Consider the following 23038-nt stretch of genomic DNA (forward strand, 5'->3'; position numbering starts at 1 on the left):
CCTAGCGTGGGTGTCGCACCCCAAGGAGAGCCCTTGCGGACAGCGGAAGGCGGACCACCATGACCGGGACCGGCACCCACGACCAGCAGCAGACCGGTGACGCGGCGGCCACCGCCCCCGTACCCACCGGGGAGCGCGCCGACCTGCTGGAAGTGCTCGGCAAGCACCGCCACTTCCTGCGCTTCACCGCCCGCGACCTCACCGACGAGCAGGCCGGGCGGCGGACGACCGCGAGCGAGCTGTGCATCGGCGGCCTCATCAAGCACGTGACGGTGTGCGAGCGCAGCTGGGCCGCCTTCGTCGCCGAGGGGCCGTCCGCGATGCCCGACTTCACGGCCATGACGGAGGCGGACTTCGCCCAGCGCGCGGACGAATTCCGCATGCTGCCCGGTGAGACGCTCGCGGGCGTCCTCGCCGCGTACGACGAGGCGGCGCGCCGCACGGACGAGCTGGTCGCGTCGCTGCCGGACCTCGACGCCTCGCACCCGCTGCCGAAGGCGCCGTGGTTCGAGGGCGACGCGCGGTGGAGCGCGCGCCGGACGTTCCTGCACATCGTCGCCGAGACCGCCCAGCACGCCGGGCACGCGGACATCATCCGCGAGGCCCTGGACGGCGCGAAGTCCATGGGCTGAGGCCCCGCGAACGGCGGACTCGCCCGGTCCGTACGCCCCCGCCGCCGCCCGGCCGCGGCGGGGGCTCATAGACTCGTGGGGAACCGGGCCCGCGGCCCGGCACCGTCATGCCGTCCTCGCCGCACTACGGGAGAGCCACCGTGCCCGACACCGCCCTGTCCGAGCGCACCGCCGACGTGATCGTCGTCGGCGCCGGCCCCGCCGGCTCGACGACCGCGTACTACCTGGCGAAGGCCGGGCTCGACGTCCTGCTGCTGGAGAAGACGTCCTTCCCGCGCGAGAAGGTGTGCGGCGACGGCCTCACCCCGCGCGCCACCAAGCAGCTCGTGTCGATGGGCATCGACATCTCCGAGGAGGCGGGCTGGCTGCGCAACAAGGGCCTGCGCATCATCAGCGGCGGCCTGCGCCTGGAGATGGACTGGCCGGACCTGGCCTCCTACCCGGACTACGGCCTTGTGCGCCGCCGCGAGGACTTCGACGAACTCCTCGCCCAGCAGGCCGTGAAGGCGGGCGCGCGGCTGTACGAGCGCTGCAACGTCTCCGGGCCGATCATCGACGAGCGCACCGGCCGTATCACCGGTGTGACGGCCAAACTCGGCGTCGAGAAGACCCCGCTGGCCTTCAACGCCCCGCTCGTCGTGGCCGCCGACGGCAACTCCACCCGGCTCTCCCTCGCGATGGGCCTGCACCGCCGCGAGGACCGCCCGATGGGCGTCGCGGTGCGCACGTACTTCACCTCCCCGCGGCACGAGGACGACTACCTGGAGTCCTGGCTGGAGCTGTGGGACCGGCGAGGCTCCGTCCCGCGCCAACTGCCCGGCTACGGCTGGATCTTCGGCCTCGGCGACGGCACCTCCAACGTCGGGCTCGGCATCCTCAACTCCTCCGCCGCCTTCCGCGAGCTGGACTGGCGCGAGGTGCTCAAGGCGTGGGTCGCCGGCATGCCCGAGGACTGGGGCTACACCGAGGAGAACATGACGCAGCCCATCCGCGGCGCCGCCCTCCCGATGGCCTTCAACCGCCAGCCGCACTACACCCGCGGCCTGCTGCTCGTCGGCGACGCGGGCGGCCTCGTCAACCCGTTCAACGGCGAGGGCATCGCCTACGCGATGGAATCCGGGCAGCTCGCCGCCGACGTCATCACCCAGGCGCACGCCCGCACCACCCCGGCGCAGCGCGAACTCGCCCTCCAGCGCTACCCGAAGATCCTCAAGGACACCTACGGCGGCTACTACACGCTCGGCCGCGCCTTCGTGAAGCTCATCGGCAACCCGAAGGTCCTCCAGCTGTGCACCGAGCGCGGCCTGACCCACCCGATGCTGATGCGCTTCGCGCTCAAGCTGCTCGCCAACCTCACCGACCCGACGGGCGGCGACGCGATGGACCGCATCATCAACGGCCTGACGAAGATCACGCCCCGCGCCTGACGCCCCCGGCGTGAGGCATCCGCGACCCCAACCGCCCCTTCGGCCACCGGCGTTCCACCGCCCGGCCGAAGGGGCGGTGTCCGTACGGAGAACGGCCGGAAAACGGCCACGGGCGACCGTTCCGTGCCCTATCGGTGATGTCGGGTGCTTCCTATCCTGTGCCTACTCGCCGGAGCGCCGCGCAAGCAGAGCCGCGGAAGATCCCGCAGACGCGCCCCGGGCGGGCAGTTCGCCGCACCCTGTACGCACGACCGTACGCATGACGCGCACGCGAGAGCCGCGCACGCGAGCCCCACCGGTCCCGAGTCATGGAGGCAGACGTATGCCCACGCACGCCCTTTTTGTCCCGCTGAGGCGGTTAATGTCCTTACGGTCGGCGGGACTTCTCCTGCTGTCCGTGCTGGCCGCCCTCGCGGCCGCGCTGGTGCCGACCGGCCGGGCCGCGGCCGCGGTGCCCGACCAGTGGGGCTTCGCCTACCTGGACGACGCGACCCCGCCCCCCGGCTACGCCCCGGACCCGACCCGGCAGTGGGGCAGTTGGCCCTCTCCCGCGAGCACCCTGGTCACCGTGGACCAGACCGGCCTGGGCACGTACACCGTGCACTTCCCGCAGATCGCCGGCAAGAACGGCATCGCGCACGCCACGGCGGTGAACTCCTTCGGAGATTCCTGCCAGGTGGCCGGCTGGGTCGTCAACGGACCCAACGAGGACGTCGGCGTGAGCTGCTTCTCCCCGGCGGGCGCCCCCGACAACTCGCAGTTCACCGTGCTGTGGACCACCAGCAGCGGCACCCTCCCGGCCGGCGCCACCGGCTACGGCTACGTCTACTCCGACATCTCGGGGAGCCTGCTGTCCACGTACAACTCGTCGGGCGGCGCCAACGCCGTCTCCAAGGGCGGTGTCGGCCAGTGGAAGGTGTGGCTGCCGAACCTCGGCGCTGCCACCCCGCTCGGCAACCTCCAGGTCACCGCGGTCGACCCGCGGCAGGACGCGCACTGCAAGCCGGTCGGCTGGTCGCCGACCGCCACCGGCCAGATCGTGAGCGTCGTCTGCACCGACGCCAACGGCAAGCCGTACGACACCCGGTGGACGCTCAGCTACGCCGTCCAGCGGGCCGTGCAGGGCCCGGCCTTCCCGCCGAAGTCCTTCGGCTACCTCTGGTACAACGGCTCCGTCCCGCCGGGCACCACGTACAACTCCACCGGCGCCGCCAACGGCCTGGCCACGGTGGGCGGGGCATGGCAGGTCACGCTGCCGAACGTCGCGGTGCCCTCCGACCACGCCCAGGCCACGGCCTACGGCAACGACCCGGGCTACTGCACCTTCCTCGCACCCTGGCTGCGGTCGTCCGGCACCGCCGTCCTCGACATCGCCTGCTGGCTGCCGGGCGGGGCGGCCGCTCCCAAGGAGCAGTTCTTCGCCGCCTTCACCTCGGCCTTCTGACCGCGCTTCCGGGGGCCGTGGGAAGCACCTGCTTCCCGCGGCCCCCTTCCCGCGGCCCCCGGCTACTCGTCGTCGTCGGACGGCGGGAGCGCGTTGCGCCACAGGGTGATGTCCAGCACCACGTACGTGCTCGTCTCGGTGGCCTTCGACGCGCTCTTGTAGGTGACCAGCGCGACCGTGCCCTGCGGGGTGCGGGCGCAGATCTGGCTGCCGGGGGACACCCGGGCGACGCTGATCTCCTGCGTGAAGCGGGTGTCGTGCAGGCACGTGTCGAGCGAGCCCTCCTCGCCGGTGTCGAGCAGCACCAGCTTGGTGTCGTACGCCTTCAGGCTGCACGGGTCGTTCGCGCAGCTGTAGGCGAAGTCGTTGTCGATGTCGTTCTTCGGGGTGATGTCGCTGTCGGCGAAGCTCAGGTGGTAACCGGCGGGCAGCTGGACGCCGTTGTGCGGCTCCGGCTGCGGATTGGGGTCGGCCTGGCTGGTCGGCCCGTCGGTCGGACCGTCCGTCTCCGTCGGGTCGTCCGTGGGCTCCGGCTCGGTCGTCCGCGGCGCGGTGGTGGCGGGGGCGGCGGAGTGCGTCGCCGGCTTGTCGGCCTCGTCGTCGCTCTTCCCGCCGCCGTTCAGCGCGACGGCGGCGCCGACCGCGGCCGCGATGACGACGACGGCGACGCTGACGGCGATCGCGACCCGCTTGCCGCGGCCCATGCGCTGGGGCGGCGGGGCACCCGCGCCGCTGCCGGTCGCGGGGGTGCCCGGGGCGTGCGGGGCGCCGAACTGGCCCTGGGGCGCGTAGGGCGAGCCGCCCTGCGGGTAGCCGTACGCCGGGGCGCCGCCCGGACCCGCGGGGTGCGCGGCCGGGTAGGCGTACGCCGCCGGGACGCCCTGCGCGCCGCCGGGCTGGGGCTGCGGGGAGGCGTACGCCGCGGGCTGCGCGGGCTGGACCGGTTGGGCCGGCTCGACCGGGGGCTGCGCGGGCTGGACCGCGGGCTGCTCGGCGGCGGGGGCCTGCGGCTGGGCCTGCGGTTGCGGCGGGGCCTGGGCCGGGGGCGGGGTCGGCGCGACGTCGGGGCGGGTCGGCGTGGGCACGGGTGCGGGCGTGGGCGTGGGCGCGGGCGTCGGCGGGGCGGCCTCCGCCGGGGTGGCCGCGGGGGTCACCGGAGCCGCCGCGGGCGGCGGGGGAGTGGCCGGGGCGGGCGGCACCGCGGGCGCGGCCGGCGGCGGGGTCGACGGGGCCGGCGGTGCGGCGGGCGACTCGGGCGCGACGTGCCGCGCCGGGATCTCCGCCGCCAGCGCCATCGGCAGCCACTGGTCCGGGCGGCGCAGCTCCGTCTGCTGCGAGGCCGCCCGGCACATCCCCACGACGTCGGCCAGCGACGGCCGTTCGGCCGGGTCCTTCGCCAGGCAGCGGCGCACCAGCGGGCGCAGCTCCTCCGGCAGCGTCGCCAGGTCCGGCTCCTCGTGCACGATCCGGTAGAGCACGGCGTGCGACGGCCCGTCCCCGTACGCGGGCGCGCCGAGGGCCGCGTAGGCGGCGACCTGGCCGAGCGCGAAGATGTCCGTGGCGGGCGTGATCTCCCGCCCGGAGGCCTGCTCGGGCGCCATGAAGGCGGGCGTGCCGATCGTGACGCCGCTGCCGGTCAGCGCGGTGGCGTCGGCGGCGCGGGCGATGCCGAAGTCGATGACGCGCGGGCCGTCGGAGGCCAGCAGCACGTTCGACGGCTTCAGGTCGCGGTGCACGAGCCCGGCGCCGTGCACGGCCTCCAGCGCCTCCGCGATCCCGGCGACCAGCAGCAGCACCGTCGGCACCGGCAGCGGCCCGTGCTCGGCGACCGCGGAGGCCAGCGTCGGACCCGGCACGAAGGCGGTGGCCAGCCACGGCCGCGTACCGTCCGCGTCGCTGTCGATGACCGGCGCGGTGTACAGGCCCTGCACGCGCTGCGCGGCCTGCACCTCCTGCTTGAACCGGCGCCGGAATTCCGCGTCCTCCGCGAATTCCGGCCGGATCACCTTGACGGCGACGGGCCGCCCGGCGGGCGTGTGGGACAGATAGACCTTGCCCATCCCGCCCGCACCCAGCCGCGCCGCGAGCCGGTACGCCCCCACCGACGCCGGATCGTCCGCCTCAAGCGGCTGGAAAACCTCGCCGGACCCTCCGGCCCCGCCCGCCCCGCTCATCCCTTGACCGCCTCGTCCCCGAAGTTGCTGCTGGCGGCATGGAGACTACCGGCCACGGCGCCGGACGCGGTGCGCTGTCTCCCAGTTGTGCCCTGACAGGCACTCACCGGTGACGCACCGCACCAGCCGCGGCCGGCTCCGCTTCACCCCCTGCGGGCGGGCGCGACGCAGAATTCGTTGCCCTCCGGATCTCCGAGGACGCAGTGGTCGTCGTCCTGCCACACCAGCCGGGCGCCGGCGGCGATCAGGCGGGCGGTCTCGGCCTCGATCGCCGGGCGGCCGCCCGATACGCGTATGTCCAGGTGCAGCCGGTTCTTCGCCGTCTTCGGCTCCGGTACGCGCAGGATCGACAGGCGGGGGCCGAGGCCGTCGGGGTCGCACAGCCACGCCCCGTCGTTGGCGGAATCCGCCGGGTCGATGCCGAACGAGGCCAGCCACTCGTCGCGCGTCGCGAACGGCGCGGGCGGCGGCTCGTCCACGTAGCCGAGCGCGGTCTTCCAGAACGCGGCGAGGACGGCGACGTCCCCGGCGTCCAGCGTGAGATCGATACGTGCACCCATGCCGACGACGCTACCCGCCGCCACTGACAGAGCGGCGCCGCCGCCTTCCGCTTCGGCCCCCGCGCCTCACCTTCCGCTCGGGCCCCGCGCCTCCTCGTTCCGGCCCGCGCGGGGCCGCCGCGTGAGTAGGGTTCGCGCCATGCAGCCCATGGAGCTTCCCCGGGTCGACGCGGCGCTGCTCGGCCAGTGGTGCGCGCGCCACCTCGCGTCGCCGGTCGCCGCCGAGCGCTTCCGCGCCGGGCGGCTGTCCCTCGTGGTCGGCGCCCGGCTCGCCGACGGGCGGCAGATCGTCGTGAAGGTCCGCGCGCCCGAGCCGCGGGTCGTGCACTGCTTCGCCGTCCACAGCGCGCTGTACGCCGCCGGCTTCCCGGCGCCCGAGCCGATCCTGCCGCCCACCCCGCTCGGACGGTGGACGGCCACGGTCGAGGCGCTCGTCGAGGGCGGCGGGCAGGCCCCGACCTCGGGCCGCGACCCCCGTCCGTACGCCGCCGCCCTCGCGTCGACGGTACGGCTCGCCGCCCCGCTGGCCGCCCGCGTCGACCTCGACCCGAAACCGTCCTGGAACCGCTGGGATCACGACGAGCCCGGCGTGTGGCCCACCGCCGCGGACGCTTTCCCCACGGCGACCGGCCCCGAATGGCTGGAACGCGCGGGCCGGGCCGCGCGCGAGCGCCTGGCGGCCTGCCGGGAGCCGTACGTCATCGGCCACGGCGAGTGGCTGCCGGAGAATTTCCGCTGGCGGGGCGAGGAGTTGTACGTCGCCTACGACTGGGACAGCCTGATCCTGGCCCCGGAAGCGGTCCTTGCCGGTTTCGCGGCGGCGTACGTGGCCCCGTCCGCCGAGGAGTCCGCCGCCTTCCTCGCGGCGTACGAGGCAGTGGCGGAACGGGAGTTCGGCCCGGACGAGCGCGCGGCCGCGTGGGCGGCGAACCTGTGGGTGCGCGGCGGGAAGGCGCTCCGCGAGGTGGTGGCGGGGGAGCCGGTGCGGGCGCTGGAGGAGGGCGAGGCGCGGCGGCTCGCGAAGCTGGCGGGGGCCTGAACCAGGTCTGCTCCGGCGGGCGTTGCGGTAGCGGAGGCCTGAACCGGGCCTGCTGCGGCGGGTGTTGCGGCGGCGGGTGCCGGGCGGGCCGGTTCTTTCCGCGGCGCCTCCTGGCGCGGTCAGCGGAAGTCCTTCCCGTCGCGCAACTCCCAGCTGTGCGCCCCCGGATGAGCTGCGAATTCGCAGCAGGGCTCGCACGCGGGCGGCGGGCCCGTACCCGTGCAGTCGGGCAGGACGAAGACGGTCGCGGGCCGCCGCCCGCGGATCCAGCGCGTCCACACCGCGCCGTGCGCGCGGCCCGGCAGCTCCATGACGAAGGCGTGGTGGTCGCCCAACGCGTGCCGTTCCAGCGTGCAGCGCAACTGCCGCTCCACGTCGTCCGGCACCGTGCTGGCGAAGGGCGCGAGCCGCCGGGCGGCGCCCACCAGCGCGGCGGGCAGTCCGACCCGCTCCCCGCAGATGACACGGACTTCGGTCGAGGTCATGCGGCGCCGCCCTCCTCGCGTGCTCCCCCCGCTGCCTCCCGCGGGGGACCCCGGCCGCGCGCGGTCGCGGCCGTCACCCTCCCAAACGATCACGCCCCGTCCGGGGGTACCGTCCCTCGCCCCTATGGCCGGTAGCGGACCATACGCGGCGTACGGATCCGGGGCCGGTCCGCGCCCTGCGGCTCCTGCGGCCCCCGCGGCTCCAGGAATTCGAGCCGGTTGCCGAAGGGGTCGGCGGCGTAGAAGCGGTCGTGCCCGGGGAAATCCCCGTCCCACGTCACGGCGTGCCCGCCCGCCTCCAACCGCCGGGCCAGCTCCGCCAGCCCCCGCACGAGGATCCCCGGATGCGCCTTGCGGGCAGGCCCGAAATCCGCCTCCACCCCGAGATGGACCTCCAGCCCCCCACCTCGGAACCAGCACCCGCCCCGCGCGGCGAGCACCGCCGGCTTCTCGACCTCCGCCATCCCGAGGACCCCGCCCCAGAACTCCCGGCACCGCTCCTCACCCCCCGCCGGAATGGCGAGCTGCACATGGTGGAGCCCCGCGAATCCGTACCCGCCGGATCCGGTCCCGTACGCGCTGGTCCCGCCCGTGCCCGTCCCGTCCGTGCCCGCGCCGCCCGTGCCCGTCCCGTCCGTGCCCGTCTCGCTCGCGCCCGTCTCGTCCGCCGTCATGGCCGCCTCCCTCTTCTGCGGGCCTGGCCGTCCAAGCTCGGCGGCATCCTGCCACGCGGGCTCCGCTCCCGGCTCGGCCGGCTGCGCGCCCGGCTCAGCTCCGCGGGCTCAGGCCCGCCACCGCCAGCCGGAACAGGCGGTCCGCCTGGGCGGCGGGGTCGGGGTAGTGCTCCGTGGCCAGGGTGATGCCGACGATCAGGGTGATCAGGTCGGCGCAGGTGATGTCCGCTGCCAGGGCGGCGCTGCGCAGCAGAGGCTCCGCGGCTTCCTCCAGTGCCGCTGAGCAGCCGTTCTCGTGCACCGGGCCGTCGTATGCGATCGCGGCCGCGAGCCCTCGGGCGGAGACGCAGTAGGCGACGACGTCGCCGAGCCACTCCAGGAGCGCGTTCCGGCTGTCGTCCCTGCCGGTCAGCTCGCGGGCGCGGGCGCACAGGGCCTCGATCCGCTCCCGGGAGACCGCCTCCAGCAGCGCGCGGCGGGTGGGGAAGTGGCGGCGCACCGTTGCCGAGCCGACCCCCGCGGTGCGGGCGATCTGCTCCAGGGAGGCGTCGGCGCCGTGGGCGGCGACCTCGTCCTCGGCCACGGCGAGGATGCGCGCGTAGTTGCGTCGGGCGTCCGCCCGTCGGCGCTCGGGCATGGCATCAGCTCCAGGATTGATAAGTGGCGGGCCCCGCCGTATCGTACCCGGAGCATAAACGGCGGGCCCCGCCGTTTAGCCGCCGTGCATCTCGGAGGAGCGTCATGTCCGCACATTCCGCACCCGTCCTGGTCACCGGCGCCACCGGCAGGCAAGGCGGCGCCACCGCCCGCGCACTGCTCGCGGCGGGCGTTCCCGTCCGCGCCCTGGTACGCGACCCGGCCGCCGACCGAGCCGAGGCCGTCCGGGCCGCCGGCGCCGAACTGGTCACCGGCGACCTCCACGACCGCGATTCCGTGACCCGGGCCGCCGAGGGCGCCCGCGCCGTCTTCTCCGTGCAGATGCCCGCCGCCACCGCGGAGGGCTTCGACTTCGAAGGGGAGGTGGCCCAGGCCGTCAACCTCATCGAGGGCGCGAAAGCCGCCGGGGTGCCGCAGTTCGTGCACACCTCCGCCTCCGGCGTCGGCCGGCACACCGAGACCCCCGGCTGGGCCGAAGGACGCTGGGCCTCGATGGAACCCGCGCTGGGCGCCAAGAGCGCGATCCAGGACCGGGTCCGCGCGGCCGGCTTCCCCCACTGGACGCTCCTCAAGCCGGGCTTCTTCATGGAGAACTTCCTCCCGTCCATGGCGTTCCTCTTCCCGCGCGGCATCGCGGGCGGCCTGGTGAGCGTCCTCCACCCGCGGACCCGGCTGTCACTGGTCGCGGTGGACGACATCGGCAGCGCGGCCGCGGCGGCCCTGACCGCCCCGGAGCGATTCGACGGGGTCGAACTGGAGCTGGCGAGCGACTACTTGTCGATGACGGAGATCGCGGACGTCCTCTCCCGCACGCTGGGCACGCCACTGTCCGCGCCGGACATGACCGAGGCCGAGGCCCTCTCCGCCGGAATGCCGCCGATGGGCGCCACCCACGAGTGGCTGAACGTCGCCGGCCAGCCGGGCCGCCCGCAGTACGCGAGGGACCTCGGCATCCCCCTCACCGGCTTCGAGGAATGGACGCGGCGGTACCTGCGCCCCACCCCCTGACGGCCCCGGGCCGTGCGGCGCGTCCGCCGCCCGCGGGCGGGAGCGGGCACCGGGTATCGTCGCTCTCTTCGGCCGGGACGCCGGCCGGAGTGTGACGGGATGCCGTATGACGCTCAGGAACGCCGACCCCGTTGGTACGGCCGTGGCCCGCGTGGCGGACGAGTTCGCGGGGATGACGGCCCGGCGGGACGAGGCCGGTTGCGGCCGGTGCTTCGACGAGGACGAGATCGCCCTGCTGCGGCGGCCCGCCGTTCCGCTGCCCGAGGATCTCGTCCGGCGGGTCGCGCAGAAGGAACCCGGGCACTGGGGCGACCAGGCGGCGGTCGTCCGCCGGGTGCTGCCCCAGCTCGTCGTGATGCTGTCAGACGGCGCGGACGAGCCGGAAACCATGGCCCGCGGACTGGCCGCTGCAGGCTGGCCCCGATGGCCTGCCGGGCAGGCGGACGCGGTAGCCGCATTCCTGGACGCATGGTGGGCGCGAACCCTGCGCACGGCGTCCCCGCCGACCCCGCCGTACGAGGTCTTCGCGACCTGCGCGACCGCGACGTCCACCGTCACCCCCTGGCTCGCCCGCTGGTCGGCCGAGCCGGGCCCGACCGCCCGCCACCACCTGCGGGAGTGCGTGGAGTGGTGGCAGGAGGACCTGGAGTCCGACACCTCGCCATTCTCGTGGTGGTGGGGGGACGAGACGGAACGGCGTGCGGCTTGGGCGGAGTTGATGACGTGGCTCGGCGTTCGGCCGTGAGGGAGCGGGGGTCCGCCTCGGTGCGGTGTCACCGCGCAGGGGGTGGGCCCAGAGGCCGGACGCGTCCGCTTCCAGTGTTTCGGCCCGCTTCGTGAGGCTCGCGGCGATGGCGTCCCATTCCGGGCCGTGCAGCCGCAGGTTCTGCGCGGCCTCGCGCAACAGGGCGGGGTCGTCGGGTTCGCCGTCGGGAACCGCGTCGCCGCGCCGGCGAGGCGCGCTCAGGCCGCCCGCAGGTCCGCCGCCGTCAGCAGGGCGTCGAGGCGGACGCCCTGCGCGGCGAGGGTTTCGGTGCCGCCCTGGGCGCGGTCGATGACGCAGAGGGCAGCGTCCACGCGGGCGTCCAACGCGCGGAGTTCGGCGGTGGACAGGACGATCTGACCGCCGCTCGTCACCACGTCCTCGACGACGAGCACCCGGCGGCCGGCGACCTCCGCTCCCTCGGCGAGACGGCACGTGCCGTACGCCTTCGCCTCCTTGCGGACGAACGCGCAGGGCAGGCCCGTGTGGCGGCCGAGCGCGGTCACGACGGGGATGCCGCCCATCTCCAGCCCGGCCAGCACCTCTGTTCCGGACGGCACGAGCGGGGCCATGCGGGCGGTGATCTCGTCGAGCAGGACGGGGTCGGCCTCGAAGCGGTACTTGTCGAAGTAGTCGGTGGCGGTGCGCCCGGACCGGAGCGTGAACCGCCCCGTGAGATGGGCGGCTTCGCGGATCCGGCGGGCGAGGTCGGCGTGCGTGGGGGGAGTGGTCACGAGCCCCTACCCTTTCAGGCTGCCCCGGGCCGCGCCACGCCGCCGCCGTACGTCCGGGCCGGGGCCGGTCCTGTTCGCGTTCGGGGGCAGGCGAGGGTTCGGCCCGGGGCCAGTGCGGGGCCAGAGCGGGTCCGGCCCGGGGGCCAGCGCGCGACCAACCGCGACTCCCGCCGCCCCCGCCCGGTCCGCGAGGGCGACCGCCTGCCCAGCCCCACCCCCCATAGACCAAGCACCGCGTGCGCGGCCTATTGACGTGGCCCTGCCACGGGGCGACACTCCACGGCAGTCGGGTTCTTGAGAGCGCTCTCAGGGGCCCGTGCGACCACCTCCCCCCACCGCCCGGAGAAAGGTCATCAGGCCATGAGCCCGCTCATGAGAGACCACGCAACACCTCGCCCGCCGCGCAGCGTTCGGGTCCGTGCCCGGCGCGGCCTCACCGCCGGACTCGGCGCGCTGCTGCTGGCGATCGGCGCCGCGCTCGGGGTGTCGCTGACCGGCGGGTCCGCCGCGGCGGCCGTGCCGAATCCGCCGTCCGGCTGGACCACCGTGTTCAGTGACGACTTCAACGGCGCCGCAGGCACCGGCCTCAACCGCGCGAACTGGCTCTACGACACCGGCACCGGCTACAACTACCCCGGCGCTGCCGGGAACTGGGGCACCGGTGAGATCGAGACGGCCACCGACTCGACCACCAACGTCTACCAGGACGGCTCCGGGCACCTCGTGATCAAGCCCGTCAAGGAGGCGTCCGGGCACTGGACGTCGGGCCGGATCGAGACCCAGCGCACCGACTTCGCCGCGCCCGCGGGCGGGCAGTTGGAGATCAGCGCGTCGCTCAAGCAGCCCGCACCGGCGAGCGGCCTGGGCTACTGGCCCGCCTTCTGGGCGATGGGCGCCGACGCCCGGCCGGTCGGGGCGACGAACTGGCCCGGCATCGGCGAGCTGGACATCATGGAGGACGTCAACGCGCTGAGCCAGCACTCGACGACCTTCCACTGCGGGGTGTGGGCCGGGGAATGCCACGACCCGGACGGCATCAGCAGCGGCCTCCAGCCGTGCGGCGGCTGCCAGAGCGGCTTCCACACCTACTCCGTGGTCATCGACCGCACCAACACCTCCGCCGAGCAGCTCCGCTTCTCCCTCGACGGCGCGGTGACGTACACGGTCAACGAGAACCAGGTGTCGACGGCGACCTGGCAAGCGGCCGTCGACCACGGCTTCTTCGCCATCTTCGACGTCGCGATCGGCGGCTCGTACCCGAACAAGGTGTGCGGCTGCACCTCCCCCTCCGCCGACATCAGCTCCGGCGCGGGCATGACGGTCGACTGGATCGCCGTCAACCGCACCACGAGCGGGAGCGGCACCGGCGGTACGTCGACCGGTACGTCCACGGGCACCTCGACGGGAACGAGCACGGGTACGAGTACGGGTACGAGCACGGGAACGAGCACCGGTACGTCCACCGGCACCAGCACCGGCACCTCAACCGGTACGAGCACCGGCACCACCGGCGGCAGCACCACCGCCCCCGACTACACCGCCGGGGCGTCGACCACCGGCACCGGCCAGGTGCGCATCACCTTCACCCCCACCACGCCCGCCGCGTACGTCGACGTCCACTACCTCGTCAACGGCGGGGGCCAGCAGAACTTCCGGATGGCCAACAGCGGCGGCACCTGGACGCAGACGGTCAGCGGCCTGTCGTCCGGCGCGGTGGTCACCTACTGGTTCACCTACGAGAAGAGCGGCCCGCAGTACGACACCCCGCACTTCACGTACACGTACACCGGGTAGCGCGGGGAAGGGGCGGGTGGACGGCGCGGCCACCCGCCCCCGACGCCCGGGGTGCGCTCACGCCTGCGCGTTCGCCCGGCTCAGGGCGGCGTGCACAAGAGGGAGGTCGAGGGCGGGTACGGCCAGGGCCCAGGGCGTGGCGGCGGCGGTGAAGGTCACGAGGGTGAAGGCGCGGCGCGGGGTGCCGGGGGTCACCGCGAGGACGTCGAAGGGGGCGGAGAGAGGGACGGGGGAGGGGCCGGGCCGGGGGCGCATGGTGCGGTGCCAGGTCACGGGGGTGGGGGACGCGGGGTCCAGGACGAGCAGGCCCTGCCGGAGGCGGCGCCCCTCGTGGGCGAACGCCGTCACCACCCGCGCCTCGCCCGCCGCGAAGGCCGCCGCGTCGGCGTCCGCGGCCCGGGCCGCACTGTCGCCCCCGAACCGCCCCAGCAGCCGCCTCGGCTGCCGCAGCAGGTCCGAGAACGTCACCGTCCCCGCTGCCCGCCGTATCGCCTCGCTCATCCGCCCGTCCCCTTCCGTGCAAGCAACTCTGCCCGGAATCATCGCGCCTGGGGCGGGAGGACGGGCCCGTTCCGCCGACGCCGCCACCGGCTACGTGTCGCCGCGCACGATGATCTTCCCGGTGTTCGTGCCGCGCAGCATGCCCAGGAAGGCGTCCACGATGTGGTCGAAGCCGTCCACCACCGTCTCGTCGAGGGCGAGCCGGCCGCTCTGGAGGTGCGGGACCGCGAATTCGTACAACTCCTCTTGGAGATCGCGGTAGTTGCTGACGAGGAAGCCCTCCATGCGGAGGCTCTTCTCCACGATCTGCGCGTGGTCGACGGCGGGCGGAGGTGCGTCCGGGGTGTTGTAGGTGCTGATGGTGCCGACTCGGACGATACGGCCGAACTCGCGCAACGCGCCGACCGCGGCGGCCAGTTGGTCGCCGCCGACGTTGTCGACGAAGACGTCGACGCCGTCCGGCGCGGCCTCGGCGAGCAGGGCGGCGGCGGGGCCTGCGTGGTGGTCGAAGGCCGCGTCGTAGCCCACCTCCCGGGTCAGGTGGGCGACCTTGGCCGCCGTGCCCGCGCTGCCGACGAGCCGGCCGGCGCCCAGCAGGCGGGCGAAGCGGCCGGTGGCCGTACCGACGCCGCCGGCTGCGGCGGACACGAAGAGGTCTTCTCCCGGGCGGAGTTGGGCGATGCGGGTGAGGCCGACGTAGGCGGTCAGCCCGGTGCCGCCGAGGACGCTCAGGAAGGCGGTCAGGGGGACGCCCTCGAAGCGCGGGAGGCGGCGGACCTCCTCGGGGCGGACCACGGAGTGCGTACGCCAGCCGCGCCGGTGGAAGACGATCTCGCCCTCGGTCAACTCCGGTGTCCGCGAGGCGACGACGCGCCCGATGGTCCGGCCTTCGAGCGGGGCGTGCAGCGCGAAGCCGCCGGGCACGTCGTCCATCAGCTCGCGGTGGTAGGGGTCGACGGACCAGTAGAGATTCGCCACGAGCGCCGTGCCGGGCGCGGGGGTGGGGACCGCCGACTCGACGAAGGCGAAATCCCCGGCGGTGGGGAAGCCGTGGGGGCGGGCGGTCTGCTGGACGGTGATCGCGTGCTCGCTCATGGCCGGACGGTAGGCCGGGAATGGCGCCCCGGGGCAGCGGGTTGGGCTCATACGACGGCCCGTTCCATGAGCGGTGCTCATACGTACGGGGAGGGTGCTCGGGCGTACGGCCCCGCGCGCCCGTTCCCCTTCCGCCCGCCCCCCGCACCTCCGAGGTGAGCGACCCGTGTCCCGTACGCCCGGCAACGGCACCCCCGCCCCCACCGGCGGAGCCGACGGCACCGACCTCGCCCCGCGTGAGCTGCGCGTCCTCGTCGCGGTCGCGGACACCGGCGGCTTCTCGGCGGCGGGCGCCGCGCTCGGCCTCACCCAGTCCGCGGTCTCCCACTCGGTGCGCGGCAGCGAGCGCAAGATCGGCGCCGTCCTCTTCGACCGCGGCCGCCGCGGTGCGAGCCCCACCGCGGCGGGGGATAAGGCGGTGGCGCACGCCCGCCGCGTCCTGCGCCTGCTGGACGTGCTCGCCGCCGAGGCGCGAGAGGCCGCCCGGCCGGAGGGCCCGAGCGGCCCGCTGCGGATCGCGGCCTTCCGCAGCACCGCGCTGCACCTGCTGCCGCAGGTCCTGGAGCGGCTGCGCGCGCGGCACCCGGGGATCGAGCCGCGGGTGCGGATCGTCCGCGAGGTGGGGCGCGGCACGGCGGGCGAGGTGGCCGACGGGCGCGCGGACCTCGCCCTCGCCACCCTGGGCGGCGCGCGGCTGCCCGCCGGGCTGGTGGCGGGCGGGCTCTTCGAGGAGGGCTACAGCCTGGTGCACCCGGCCGGACACCCGGCGCCGCGCTCGCTGCCGCTCGTCGACTGGGCCGAGAACTGCGGTTCGTACACCCGCGCCTGGTGGGCGGCGCAGGACTGGATCCCGCGGGCCACGGTCGAGGCCGAGGACGACGGCGCGGTGCTCTCCCTCGTGGGCGCGGGCCACGGGATGGCGATCATGCCGGCCCTCTCCCTGACCGGCGCCCCCGACACGGTCGAGCTCACCGACCTCGGCCCGCGCCGCCCGACCCGCCGGATCGGCTACGTGACCACGCCCGAACTCGCCGCCTCCGCCGCCGTACGCGCCCTGGTCCGCGAGTTGCGGGCGGCAGGTCACGCGGGCGGCCTACGCCCCGCGACCGATGTGCCCGGCGGTCGGCGGGGCTAGCGTCGTCCCGCATGACGACGAACGAGACGACCGGCGCGACCACTTCCACCTCCACCTCCACATCCGGCAACGGCAACGGCCCCCGCTCCCGCGCCGAGCGCAAGGCCAACGCCCTGCGGATCCTGGCGGAGGAGGGGGACGTGTGGGTCGCGACGGCCGACCCGGCGGGCGGTGGGCCGACGTTGATGCCGCTCGCGTTCTGGTGGGACGGCGAGGCCGTGTGGCTCTCGACCCGGCCGACCAACCCCACCGGCGCGAACCTCAGGGCGTCCGGCACCGTCCGGCTGTGCTTCGGGACGACGCGTGACGTCGTGCACGTCGAGGGGGACGTGACCGCCTTCACGGTGGACGCGCTCCCGCCCGGCGTCGGTGATGCCTTCGCCGCCAAGGACGGCTGGGATCCGCGCAAGGACCCGGACCCGTACGACTTCTACCGTGTCGCCCCGCGGCAGTTGCGCGCGTGGGGGACGGTCCCCGAGCTCAGGGACCGCCTCCTCATGAAGGGCGGGCGCTGGCTGCTCTGAACGCCTCCCGGCGTGCCGTTCCGTGGAGATGTGGTGTGTGCGCGGCCAACGAGGCACCTGTATCCGCCATTTGTCCTACAGTGAAAGACCGTCAGATTCCGGGGCCCGGTAGTCGGACCGCAGGGAGCAGGCATGGATCCGCAGTTCGCCGCCTTGTCGGCAGGTGCAAGCAGCACCTTGGTCACGCTCATGGTCACCGACGGGTGGCAGCGGACGCGGGACGGAGCCGTGCGGCTGTGGCGGCAGTTCCGGCCCGAGGGGGCCGAGGACGTCGCGGCGGACCTCGACACGGCGCAAGCCGCCGTCGTACAGGGCCGGGTGGCGGGCACGCCGGTCGACGAGGCGGCGCTGGGCGGTGAATGGGCCCGGCGGATCGGGGAGTTGCTCGCCGCGCGGCCGGACGCCGAGGCGGCGCTGCGGGCGGCCCTCGCCGACTGGGAGGCGGCGGCCCGCGGGCAGGCGGTGAGCGGCGGCATCCACCAGGAGGCGCGCGCGACCGGCAGCGGCCGCGTCTACCAGGCGGGCCGCGACCAGCACATCACCGAGCGGTGACCACGGGGGAGGGGCCGGTCCCGCCCGGCCGCGGACCCGACGGCGGGACGGAGGGCCCGCCGCCGTTCGTCCCGTACGCCCGCGCCTCGGACGAGGCGCGCGTCTACCAGGCGGGCCGCGACCAGTACATCGTCGAGGTACGCGATCTGCGGGCCACCTTCGTCATGGCCGAGGGCCGCCTCCACCGGGTGGGCCGCCCCGCGGAGGACGACGACTGCCCGTACCCCGGCCTGGAGCCTTTCGGACTCGACCAGGCCGACTGGTACTTCGGGCGGGAGGGGCTGGTCGCCGACCTGGTCGTACGGCTGGACGGCAGCGTCGCCGACCGCGCCCCGCTGGTGGTCGTCGCCCCCTCGGGCGCGGGCAAGTCCTCGCTGCTGCGGGCCGGTCTGCTGCCCGCGATCGGGCGCGGCGACCTGCCCGCGGCGGGCTCGCGGCACTGGCGGCGGCTGGTGTTCACCCCGACCCACAGCCCGATGCGCGCGCTGGCCGCCCACTTCGCCGTGCTGACCGGCGAGCCCGCGGCCGCCGCGCCGCCGGACTGGCGGGCGGAGGACCGCGACGCCCGCCGCTCCGCCCTGCGCCGGGCCCTCGGCCGAATCGACCCGCGCACCGATCCGCAGACCGACCCGCACACCGACCCCCGCACCGAGCCGCGGACGGGCCCGCGCCCCCGCCCCCACCCGCGCGTCATCGTCGTCGTCGACCAGCTCGAAGAGATCTTCACGCAGTGCGAGGACGAGGCGGAGCGGCGGGCCTTCGTCGAGGAGCTGGCGTGGCTCGCGGACCCGCGCGACGGGCAGGAGCCGCTCGGCCTCGTCGTGCTGGGCCTGCGGGCCGACTTCTACGCGCAGTGCGCCGCCTACCCGTGGCTGCGCGGCGCGGTGCAGCGCAACCAGGTCTTCCTCGGGCCGATGTCGCGCGCCGAGCTGCGGGACGCCATCGTGCTGCCCGCCCAGCGGGCCGGCCTCATGGTCGAGACGGGCCTGCCCGAGGTGCTGCTGCGGGACCTGGGCGCTCACGGCGCCGAGCCCGGCGGGCGGGCCGGGGCCGCCGAGAAGCCCGGGGATTACGAGGCGGGCCGTCTGCCGCTGCTGGCCCACGCGCTGCGCACCACCTGGACGCAGCGCGACGGCGGCGTGCTGACCGTCCGCGGATACCAGGCGACCCGCGGCATCGAGCACGCGGTGGCCGACACCGCCGAGCGCGCCTTCGCCCGGCTCGGAACGGCGGACGTCGACGACCAGGCGGACCCCGCGAGCCCCGCCTCCGCCCCCGCGAGCCCCGCCCCCGCGGCCCAAGCCCCCGCGCCTCCCGACGCCGGCGGCGCGAGCCCCGCCTCCGACGCGGCCCGCAGCCTCTTCCTCCGGCTGGTCACCGTCACCGAGGGCGCCGAACCCACCCGCCGCCGCGTCCCGCGGGACGACCTGCTGCGCTTCGCGGCCGATCCGCAGGCGGCCCGTACCGTTCTCGACACCTTCACCGCGGCGCGGCTGCTGACGCAGGACCGGGACACCGTCGCGATCACCCACGAGGTGCTGCTGCGGGCGTGGCCGCGGCTCAAGGGCTGGCTCGACGACGACCGGATCGGCACCGTCGTACGGCAGGAGCTGCGCGACGCCGCCTTCGCCTGGGAGCGGGCCGGCCGCCCGGGGGACCTGCTCTACCCGGCGAGCCGGCTGGAGGCCGCGGAGGGCGCGCTCGCCGCCCGCGACCCCGGCGACGACGCGACGACCGGGCCCTTCCTCGCCGCCTCCACCGCCCGCGTCCGGCGCACCGCGCGCGTCCGCCGCGCCGTCACCGCCGTCCTGGTCACCCTCGCCCTGCTGGCCAGCGGGGCCGCGGCGCTCGCGTACGAGCAGCGGGGCAAGGCCCTGGACGAGCGGAACACCGCGATCTTCAGCCAGATCACCGCGGAGGCCGACCGGCTGCGCAGCACCGACACCGCGCTCGCGGCGCAACTCGACCTGGTCGCGTACCGGATGCGCCCCGACGACGACCTGCGCGCGCATCTGGTCAGCAGCGCCGAGCAGCCGATGTCCGAGCCGCTCGCCTCCGGCATCGGGGGCGTCGTCTCGGTGGCGGTCACGCGCGACGGGCGCACGATGGCCACCGGCAGCAGCAGCAACGCGATCCAGCTGTGGGACATCGCCGATTCGCTGCACCCGGCGAAGCTGGGTCCGCCGGTCAAGGTGTTCGCCAACATCGTCGAGTCCCTGGCGTTCAGCCCCGACGGCCGCACGCTGGCGGCGGGCGGCAACGACCGGACGGCCCGGCTCTGGGACGTCACCTCCCCGGCGCACCCGGTCCCGCTGGGCGAGCCGCTGACCGGTTTCGCCAACACCGTGGGAGCGGTGGCGTTCAGCCCGGACGGGCGGGTGCTCGCCACCGGCGACGCCGACGGGAAGATCTGGTTGTGGAGCACGGCCGACCCGGTCCACCCGGCGCCGCTGGGCAAGCCGCTGACCGGCCACACCGACGCGGTCGACTCGGTCGCCTTCCGCCCGGACGGACACACCCTCGCCAGCGGCAGCTTCGACCACTCGGTCCGGTTGTGGAACGTGACCGACCCGGCGCACGCGGCGGCGCTGGGCAAACCTCTGTACGGACACGGCACCGACACCGTGGCGTCGGTGGCGTTCAGCCCGGACGGGCACACCCTGGCCAGCGGCGGCGGCGACTTCCGGGTGCGGCTGTGGAACACGACCGACCCCGCCCATGTCGTCATGCTGGGCGAACTCCTCGGGCAGAAGGGGATCATCACGTCGGTGGCCTTCAGCCCGAGCGGGCAGACCCTGGCCAGTGCCAGCTACGACGGCTCGATCGACCTGTGGAACGTCGCCTACCCCGACAACCCCGTCTCGCGCGGCACGGCCCTGGTCGGCCACACCGCGGCGGTCCTCGGGACGGCCTTCACCCAGGGCGGCAGCACCCTGGTGAGCGGCGGCGCCGACAGCACGGTGCGGGTGTGGACCTTCCCGCAGCGACTCCTCACGTCCGGCAGCCGCTCCCTGGACGGCGCCGTGTTGAGCCCCGACGGCCACACGATGGGCACCGCCGGCAGCGACGGCAAGGTCCGGCTGTGGGACGTGGGCGACCCGGACCGTACGACGGCGCTCGGCGTGCCCCCGGCCGTCGCCGCCCCCGCGTCGGTGCGGTCGCTGGCGTTCAGCGCGGACGGGAAGGTGCTGGCCGGCGGCAGTTTCACCAACGGAGACGTGGAGCTGTGGGACACCGCGAATCCGTCGCGTCCCACCCTGCTGGGCCGCAAACTGGACACGAAGATGAGCCATGTGTCGACCGTGGCTTTCAGCCCGAGCGGCCGGACGCTGGCCGTCGGCGGCCTGGACCTGCGGATCGAGTTGTGGGATCTGACCGACACGGCGGATCCGGTGTACCTGGGCAAGCTGACCGGCTTCGAGAACGCCACCGCCAAACTGGTCTTCAGCCCGGACGGGCGGACGCTCGCGAGTGCGAACGGCGACGGGACGGTGCGGCTGTGGGACGTGAGCGACCCCGCCCATGCGCACGCTCTCGGCAAGCCGCTCACCGGCCACACCGGGCTCGTCCTGTCGGTGGCGTTCAGCCCGGACGGCCGCACGCTGGCCAGCGGCGGCTACGACAGCACCGTCCGGCTGTGGGACGTGAGCGACCCCGCCCACGCGCACGCCCTCGGCGCGCCGCTGACCGGCCACGCCGCCCCCGTGGGCACGCTGGCGTTCAGCAAGGACGGCCGCACGCTGGCCACCGGCGCCATCAGCGACGGCACGATCCGGCTGTGGGACGTCGCCGACCCGGCCCGCGCGCACGCCCGGGGCGGGCCGCTGACCGGGGCGTCCGGCGACGTCGCCGCGGTCGCCTTCCACCGCGACGGCCGCCTGCTCAGCGCCGGGTCGGACGGCGTGATCCGGCTGTGGGACCTGGACCCCGAGCACGCCGCGCGGTGGATCTGCTCCACCACCCGCGACGTGCTCACCACCCAGCAGTGGAAGACGTACATCCCCCAGCTGCCGTACGACCCGCCCTGCGCATGAGCCCTACAGGACGCGGACGGCCCAGTCCGGCTCGGAGTAGGTCAGCGGCTTGATGCCCACCGGGGACGACGGGTTGGCCGCGTCCAGGTACTGGCCGTCGCCGATGTAGACGCCCACGTGGTAGGCGCTGCCCTCGCCGCCCCAGAAGACGAGGTCGCCGGCGCGCAGAGAGCTCATCGAGACGGGGGTGCCCACCGTCGACTGCTCCTGCGAGGTGCGCGGCAGCGAGATGCCGACCGTGGCGTACGCGGTCTGGGTCAGGCCCGAGCAGTCGTACGACGAGGGGCCGGTGGCGCCGTAGACGTACGGCTTGCCGATCTGCGCCTTCAGGAACGCGATGAGCTTGTCGACCTTGGAGGCGGAGGGTGCCGCGGCGCTCGACGAGGAGGACGCGGAAGAGGAGGAGGCGGCGGCCGGGGTCGCGGTGAGCTTCGCGCGCTTGGCGCTGCGCGAGGCGGCCAGCGCGGTCGCGGTGGCCCGCGCCTTCGCGGCCTTCGCGGCGACGGCGGCCTTGTGCCGGGCCGAGGCGGCGGCAGCGGCGGTGGTCGCGGCGTGCTCGCGGGCGGCGGCGAGGGTGTGGGCGAGCGCGTTCTGCGCGACGGCGTCGGCGGCCTGCCGGGAGGTCACCGCGGTCGACAGCGGGGAGGCGTCGAGCGCGGTCGGCTTGGCGGCGTCGGGACGCCCGTGGTTGTCGGCGAGGGCGGGTGCGCCCGCGCCGCCGAGTGCGATGGCGCTGACGACACCGCCGACGAGTCCGGCCCTGCGCGTCCAGTTGGGGCGCGCCGGCGCGGCGTGCCGCCGGCGGCCGCTATGGGACGGCGCGGCCCCGGGCGATATCTGCGGTCTGTTCTGGGACATGCGTCTCTGGCTATCAGGAACGAATGGTTCCGTTCAAGAAAGGTGGGATGCGCCACAGTTGACGTGCTCACGGCTCAAATGCCCGTTTCGCGATCTTGGTCTTCCGCCGGTTTGACGCGCTTTCACATGAGTGGCCCGATTTGCGCTCGTGCACGCTTTCACGCGGCGGATTCCCCGCCGCCGGACGGGCGGACGGCGCCCCTCCCGGTGTCCGTCCGCGCGCTATCACGCGGTCGCGTCCAACTCCAATTTGCCCGTCCCCACTCCCGCTTGATAATGAGCCCACCTCTCTGACCAGCGAGAATTAACAGGGATGTGACATGAAGTGATCGTTTGGGAGTGATCCGCCTCAAGATCACCGCTCATCCGACTTCATGATCATTGGCCGGGTGGTGGAGATCACAAAGGTGAGCCGGTACCCCGTGTCGCAGATCACAGACCGGGAGGCATAGGATGCAGGCGACTTGGGCTTGTGAACTGCCTCACATAGACGCGATCTTGGTCGTAAGGTGAGGCGGCTCACACCGCGAGTCGGTCCGTACATGTCAGTCACTGCCGACTGGAAGGAGCGGGGGACGGTGAACGCCTACGCGCCCATCCTCGTGCTGGGGGGCATCGCGGCCGGCTTCGCGATCTTCTCCGTTTTCATGGCCTCGATCATCGGGCCGAAACGGTACAACCGGGCCAAGTTGGAAGCGTACGAGTGCGGCATCGAGCCCACCCCGCAACCGGCCGGCGGCGGGCGCTTCCCGATCAAGTACTACCTGACGGCGATGCTCTTCATCGTCTTCGACATCGAGATCGTCTTCCTCTACCCCTGGGCCGTCACCTTCGACCGCCTGGGGATGTTCGGGCTCGTGGAGATGCTCCTCTTCGTGCTCACCGTCTTCGTCGCCTACGCCTACGTGTGGCGGCGCGGCGGCCTGGAATGGGACTAGGGACCGAGGG

At 74.5% G+C, this 23038-nt stretch carries 21 protein-coding genes; 12 read left to right on the forward strand and 9 right to left on the reverse strand.

All coding sequences use genetic code 11. From position 1 onward, the window contains the following. Positions 1–59: 59 nt before the first annotated feature. From ACH4SL_RS15580 to ACH4SL_RS15590, 3 genes are all read left to right on the forward strand, one after another. Positions 60–632 carry a DinB family protein gene (locus tag ACH4SL_RS15580; RefSeq protein ID WP_398445534.1) on the forward strand — a complete coding sequence of 191 codons (573 nt, stop codon included), beginning with the start codon at positions 60–62 and terminating at the stop codon, positions 630–632. A 107-nt stretch (positions 633–739) separates the two neighbouring features. Beyond that, positions 740–2059 carry a geranylgeranyl reductase family protein gene (locus ACH4SL_RS15585; protein WP_398445536.1) on the forward strand — a complete coding sequence of 440 codons (1320 nt, stop codon included), beginning with the start codon at positions 740–742 and terminating at the stop codon, positions 2057–2059. 361 nt (positions 2060–2420) lie between these two features. Further along, a complete protein-coding gene (locus ACH4SL_RS15590) occupies positions 2421–3503 on the forward strand; it encodes a hypothetical protein (RefSeq protein ID WP_398445538.1) in 1083 nt (360 codons plus the stop codon). A gap of 62 nt (positions 3504–3565) precedes the next feature. Here the strand turns inward: ACH4SL_RS15590 and ACH4SL_RS15595 are convergent, their stop codons facing one another. Together ACH4SL_RS15595 and ACH4SL_RS15600 are read right to left on the reverse strand one after the other, a co-directional pair. Continuing rightward, positions 3566–5677: a protein kinase gene (locus ACH4SL_RS15595; protein WP_398445540.1), complete on the reverse strand. Its 2112-nt coding sequence runs from the start codon at positions 5675–5677 to the stop codon at positions 3566–3568. Positions 5678–5820: 143 nt separating this feature from the next. Continuing rightward, positions 5821–6237 (reverse strand): VOC family protein, encoded by a 417-nt coding sequence (locus ACH4SL_RS15600; protein ID WP_398445543.1) that lies wholly within the window; start codon positions 6235–6237, stop codon positions 5821–5823. Between the two features lie 139 nt (positions 6238–6376). Between ACH4SL_RS15600 and ACH4SL_RS15605 the strand changes: the two genes are divergently transcribed. Further along, positions 6377–7276, forward strand: coding sequence for a hypothetical protein (locus tag ACH4SL_RS15605; protein WP_398445545.1), 900 nt, complete (start codon positions 6377–6379; stop codon positions 7274–7276). Positions 7277–7395: 119 nt separating this feature from the next. On the opposite strand, the gene ACH4SL_RS15610 is transcribed toward ACH4SL_RS15605, so the two are convergent. The 3 genes from ACH4SL_RS15610 to ACH4SL_RS15620 form a co-directional block, all read right to left on the reverse strand. Beyond that, positions 7396–7761, reverse strand: a complete 366-nt coding sequence (locus tag ACH4SL_RS15610; protein WP_398445547.1) for a hypothetical protein — start codon at positions 7759–7761, stop codon at positions 7396–7398. Between the two features lie 122 nt (positions 7762–7883). Next, positions 7884–8291, reverse strand: a complete 408-nt coding sequence (locus ACH4SL_RS15615; protein WP_398446627.1) for a VOC family protein — start codon at positions 8289–8291, stop codon at positions 7884–7886. 238 nt (positions 8292–8529) lie between these two features. Next, entirely contained in the window at positions 8530–9072 is a 543-nt protein-coding gene (locus tag ACH4SL_RS15620) for a TetR/AcrR family transcriptional regulator (RefSeq protein ID WP_398445549.1), read from the reverse strand. 104 nt (positions 9073–9176) lie between these two features. On the opposite strand from ACH4SL_RS15620, the gene ACH4SL_RS15625 reads away from it, so the two are divergent. Both ACH4SL_RS15625 and ACH4SL_RS15630 read left to right on the forward strand, forming a co-directional pair. Continuing rightward, positions 9177–10100: an NmrA/HSCARG family protein gene (locus ACH4SL_RS15625; RefSeq protein WP_398445551.1), complete on the forward strand. Its 924-nt coding sequence runs from the start codon at positions 9177–9179 to the stop codon at positions 10098–10100. A 106-nt stretch (positions 10101–10206) separates the two neighbouring features. Continuing rightward, positions 10207–10845 carry a hypothetical protein gene (locus ACH4SL_RS15630; RefSeq protein WP_398445553.1) on the forward strand — a complete coding sequence of 213 codons (639 nt, stop codon included), beginning with the start codon at positions 10207–10209 and terminating at the stop codon, positions 10843–10845. A 218-nt stretch (positions 10846–11063) separates the two neighbouring features. Here ACH4SL_RS15630 and pyrE read toward each other — a convergent pair whose 3' ends face one another. Further along, the gene (gene pyrE / locus ACH4SL_RS15635) at positions 11064–11597 is read right to left on the reverse strand and encodes an orotate phosphoribosyltransferase (protein WP_398445555.1); all 534 of its coding nucleotides are present in this window, start codon (positions 11595–11597) and stop codon (positions 11064–11066) included. A 372-nt stretch (positions 11598–11969) separates the two neighbouring features. Between pyrE and ACH4SL_RS15640 the strand changes: the two genes are divergently transcribed. Further along, on the forward strand, positions 11970–13391 hold the full coding sequence (locus ACH4SL_RS15640) for a glycoside hydrolase family 16 protein (protein WP_398445557.1): 1422 nt from the start codon (positions 11970–11972) through the stop codon (positions 13389–13391). Between the two features lie 57 nt (positions 13392–13448). Here the strand turns inward: ACH4SL_RS15640 and ACH4SL_RS15645 are convergent, their stop codons facing one another. Together ACH4SL_RS15645 and ACH4SL_RS15650 are read right to left on the reverse strand one after the other, a co-directional pair. After that, positions 13449–13892 carry a hypothetical protein gene (locus ACH4SL_RS15645; RefSeq protein WP_398445559.1) on the reverse strand — a complete coding sequence of 148 codons (444 nt, stop codon included), beginning with the start codon at positions 13890–13892 and terminating at the stop codon, positions 13449–13451. A 90-nt stretch (positions 13893–13982) separates the two neighbouring features. Next, positions 13983–14987: an NADP-dependent oxidoreductase gene (locus tag ACH4SL_RS15650; protein ID WP_398445562.1), complete on the reverse strand. Its 1005-nt coding sequence runs from the start codon at positions 14985–14987 to the stop codon at positions 13983–13985. Between the two features lie 166 nt (positions 14988–15153). On the opposite strand from ACH4SL_RS15650, the gene ACH4SL_RS15655 reads away from it, so the two are divergent. The 4 genes from ACH4SL_RS15655 (at position 15154) to ACH4SL_RS15670 (ending at position 21232) form a co-directional block, all read left to right on the forward strand. Next, on the forward strand, positions 15154–16122 hold the full coding sequence (locus ACH4SL_RS15655) for a LysR family transcriptional regulator (protein ID WP_398445565.1): 969 nt from the start codon (positions 15154–15156) through the stop codon (positions 16120–16122). A gap of 11 nt (positions 16123–16133) precedes the next feature. Next, positions 16134–16646, forward strand: coding sequence for a pyridoxamine 5'-phosphate oxidase family protein (locus ACH4SL_RS15660; RefSeq protein ID WP_398445567.1), 513 nt, complete (start codon positions 16134–16136; stop codon positions 16644–16646). 132 nt (positions 16647–16778) lie between these two features. Next, complete coding sequence (locus tag ACH4SL_RS15665) at positions 16779–17198, forward strand: hypothetical protein (RefSeq protein WP_398445569.1); 420 nt, start codon at positions 16779–16781, stop codon at positions 17196–17198. Beyond that, on the forward strand, positions 17195–21232 hold the full coding sequence (locus ACH4SL_RS15670) for a hypothetical protein (RefSeq protein WP_398445571.1): 4038 nt from the start codon (positions 17195–17197) through the stop codon (positions 21230–21232). The genes ACH4SL_RS15665 and ACH4SL_RS15670 overlap by 4 nt, the downstream gene beginning before the upstream one ends. 3 nt (positions 21233–21235) lie before the next feature. Here the strand turns inward: ACH4SL_RS15670 and ACH4SL_RS15675 are convergent, their stop codons facing one another. Beyond that, positions 21236–22090: a C40 family peptidase gene (locus ACH4SL_RS15675; protein ID WP_398445573.1), complete on the reverse strand. Its 855-nt coding sequence runs from the start codon at positions 22088–22090 to the stop codon at positions 21236–21238. 578 nt (positions 22091–22668) lie between these two features. On the opposite strand from ACH4SL_RS15675, the gene ACH4SL_RS15680 reads away from it, so the two are divergent. After that, on the forward strand, positions 22669–23028 hold the full coding sequence (locus tag ACH4SL_RS15680; protein ID WP_031518860.1) for an NADH-quinone oxidoreductase subunit A: 360 nt from the start codon (positions 22669–22671) through the stop codon (positions 23026–23028). The last annotated feature ends 10 nt before the right edge of the window (positions 23029–23038 follow it).

The sequence above is a fragment of the Streptomyces sp. NPDC021020 genome, assembly GCF_044333285.1.
GTDB lineage: Bacteria > Actinomycetota > Actinomycetes > Streptomycetales > Streptomycetaceae > Actinacidiphila.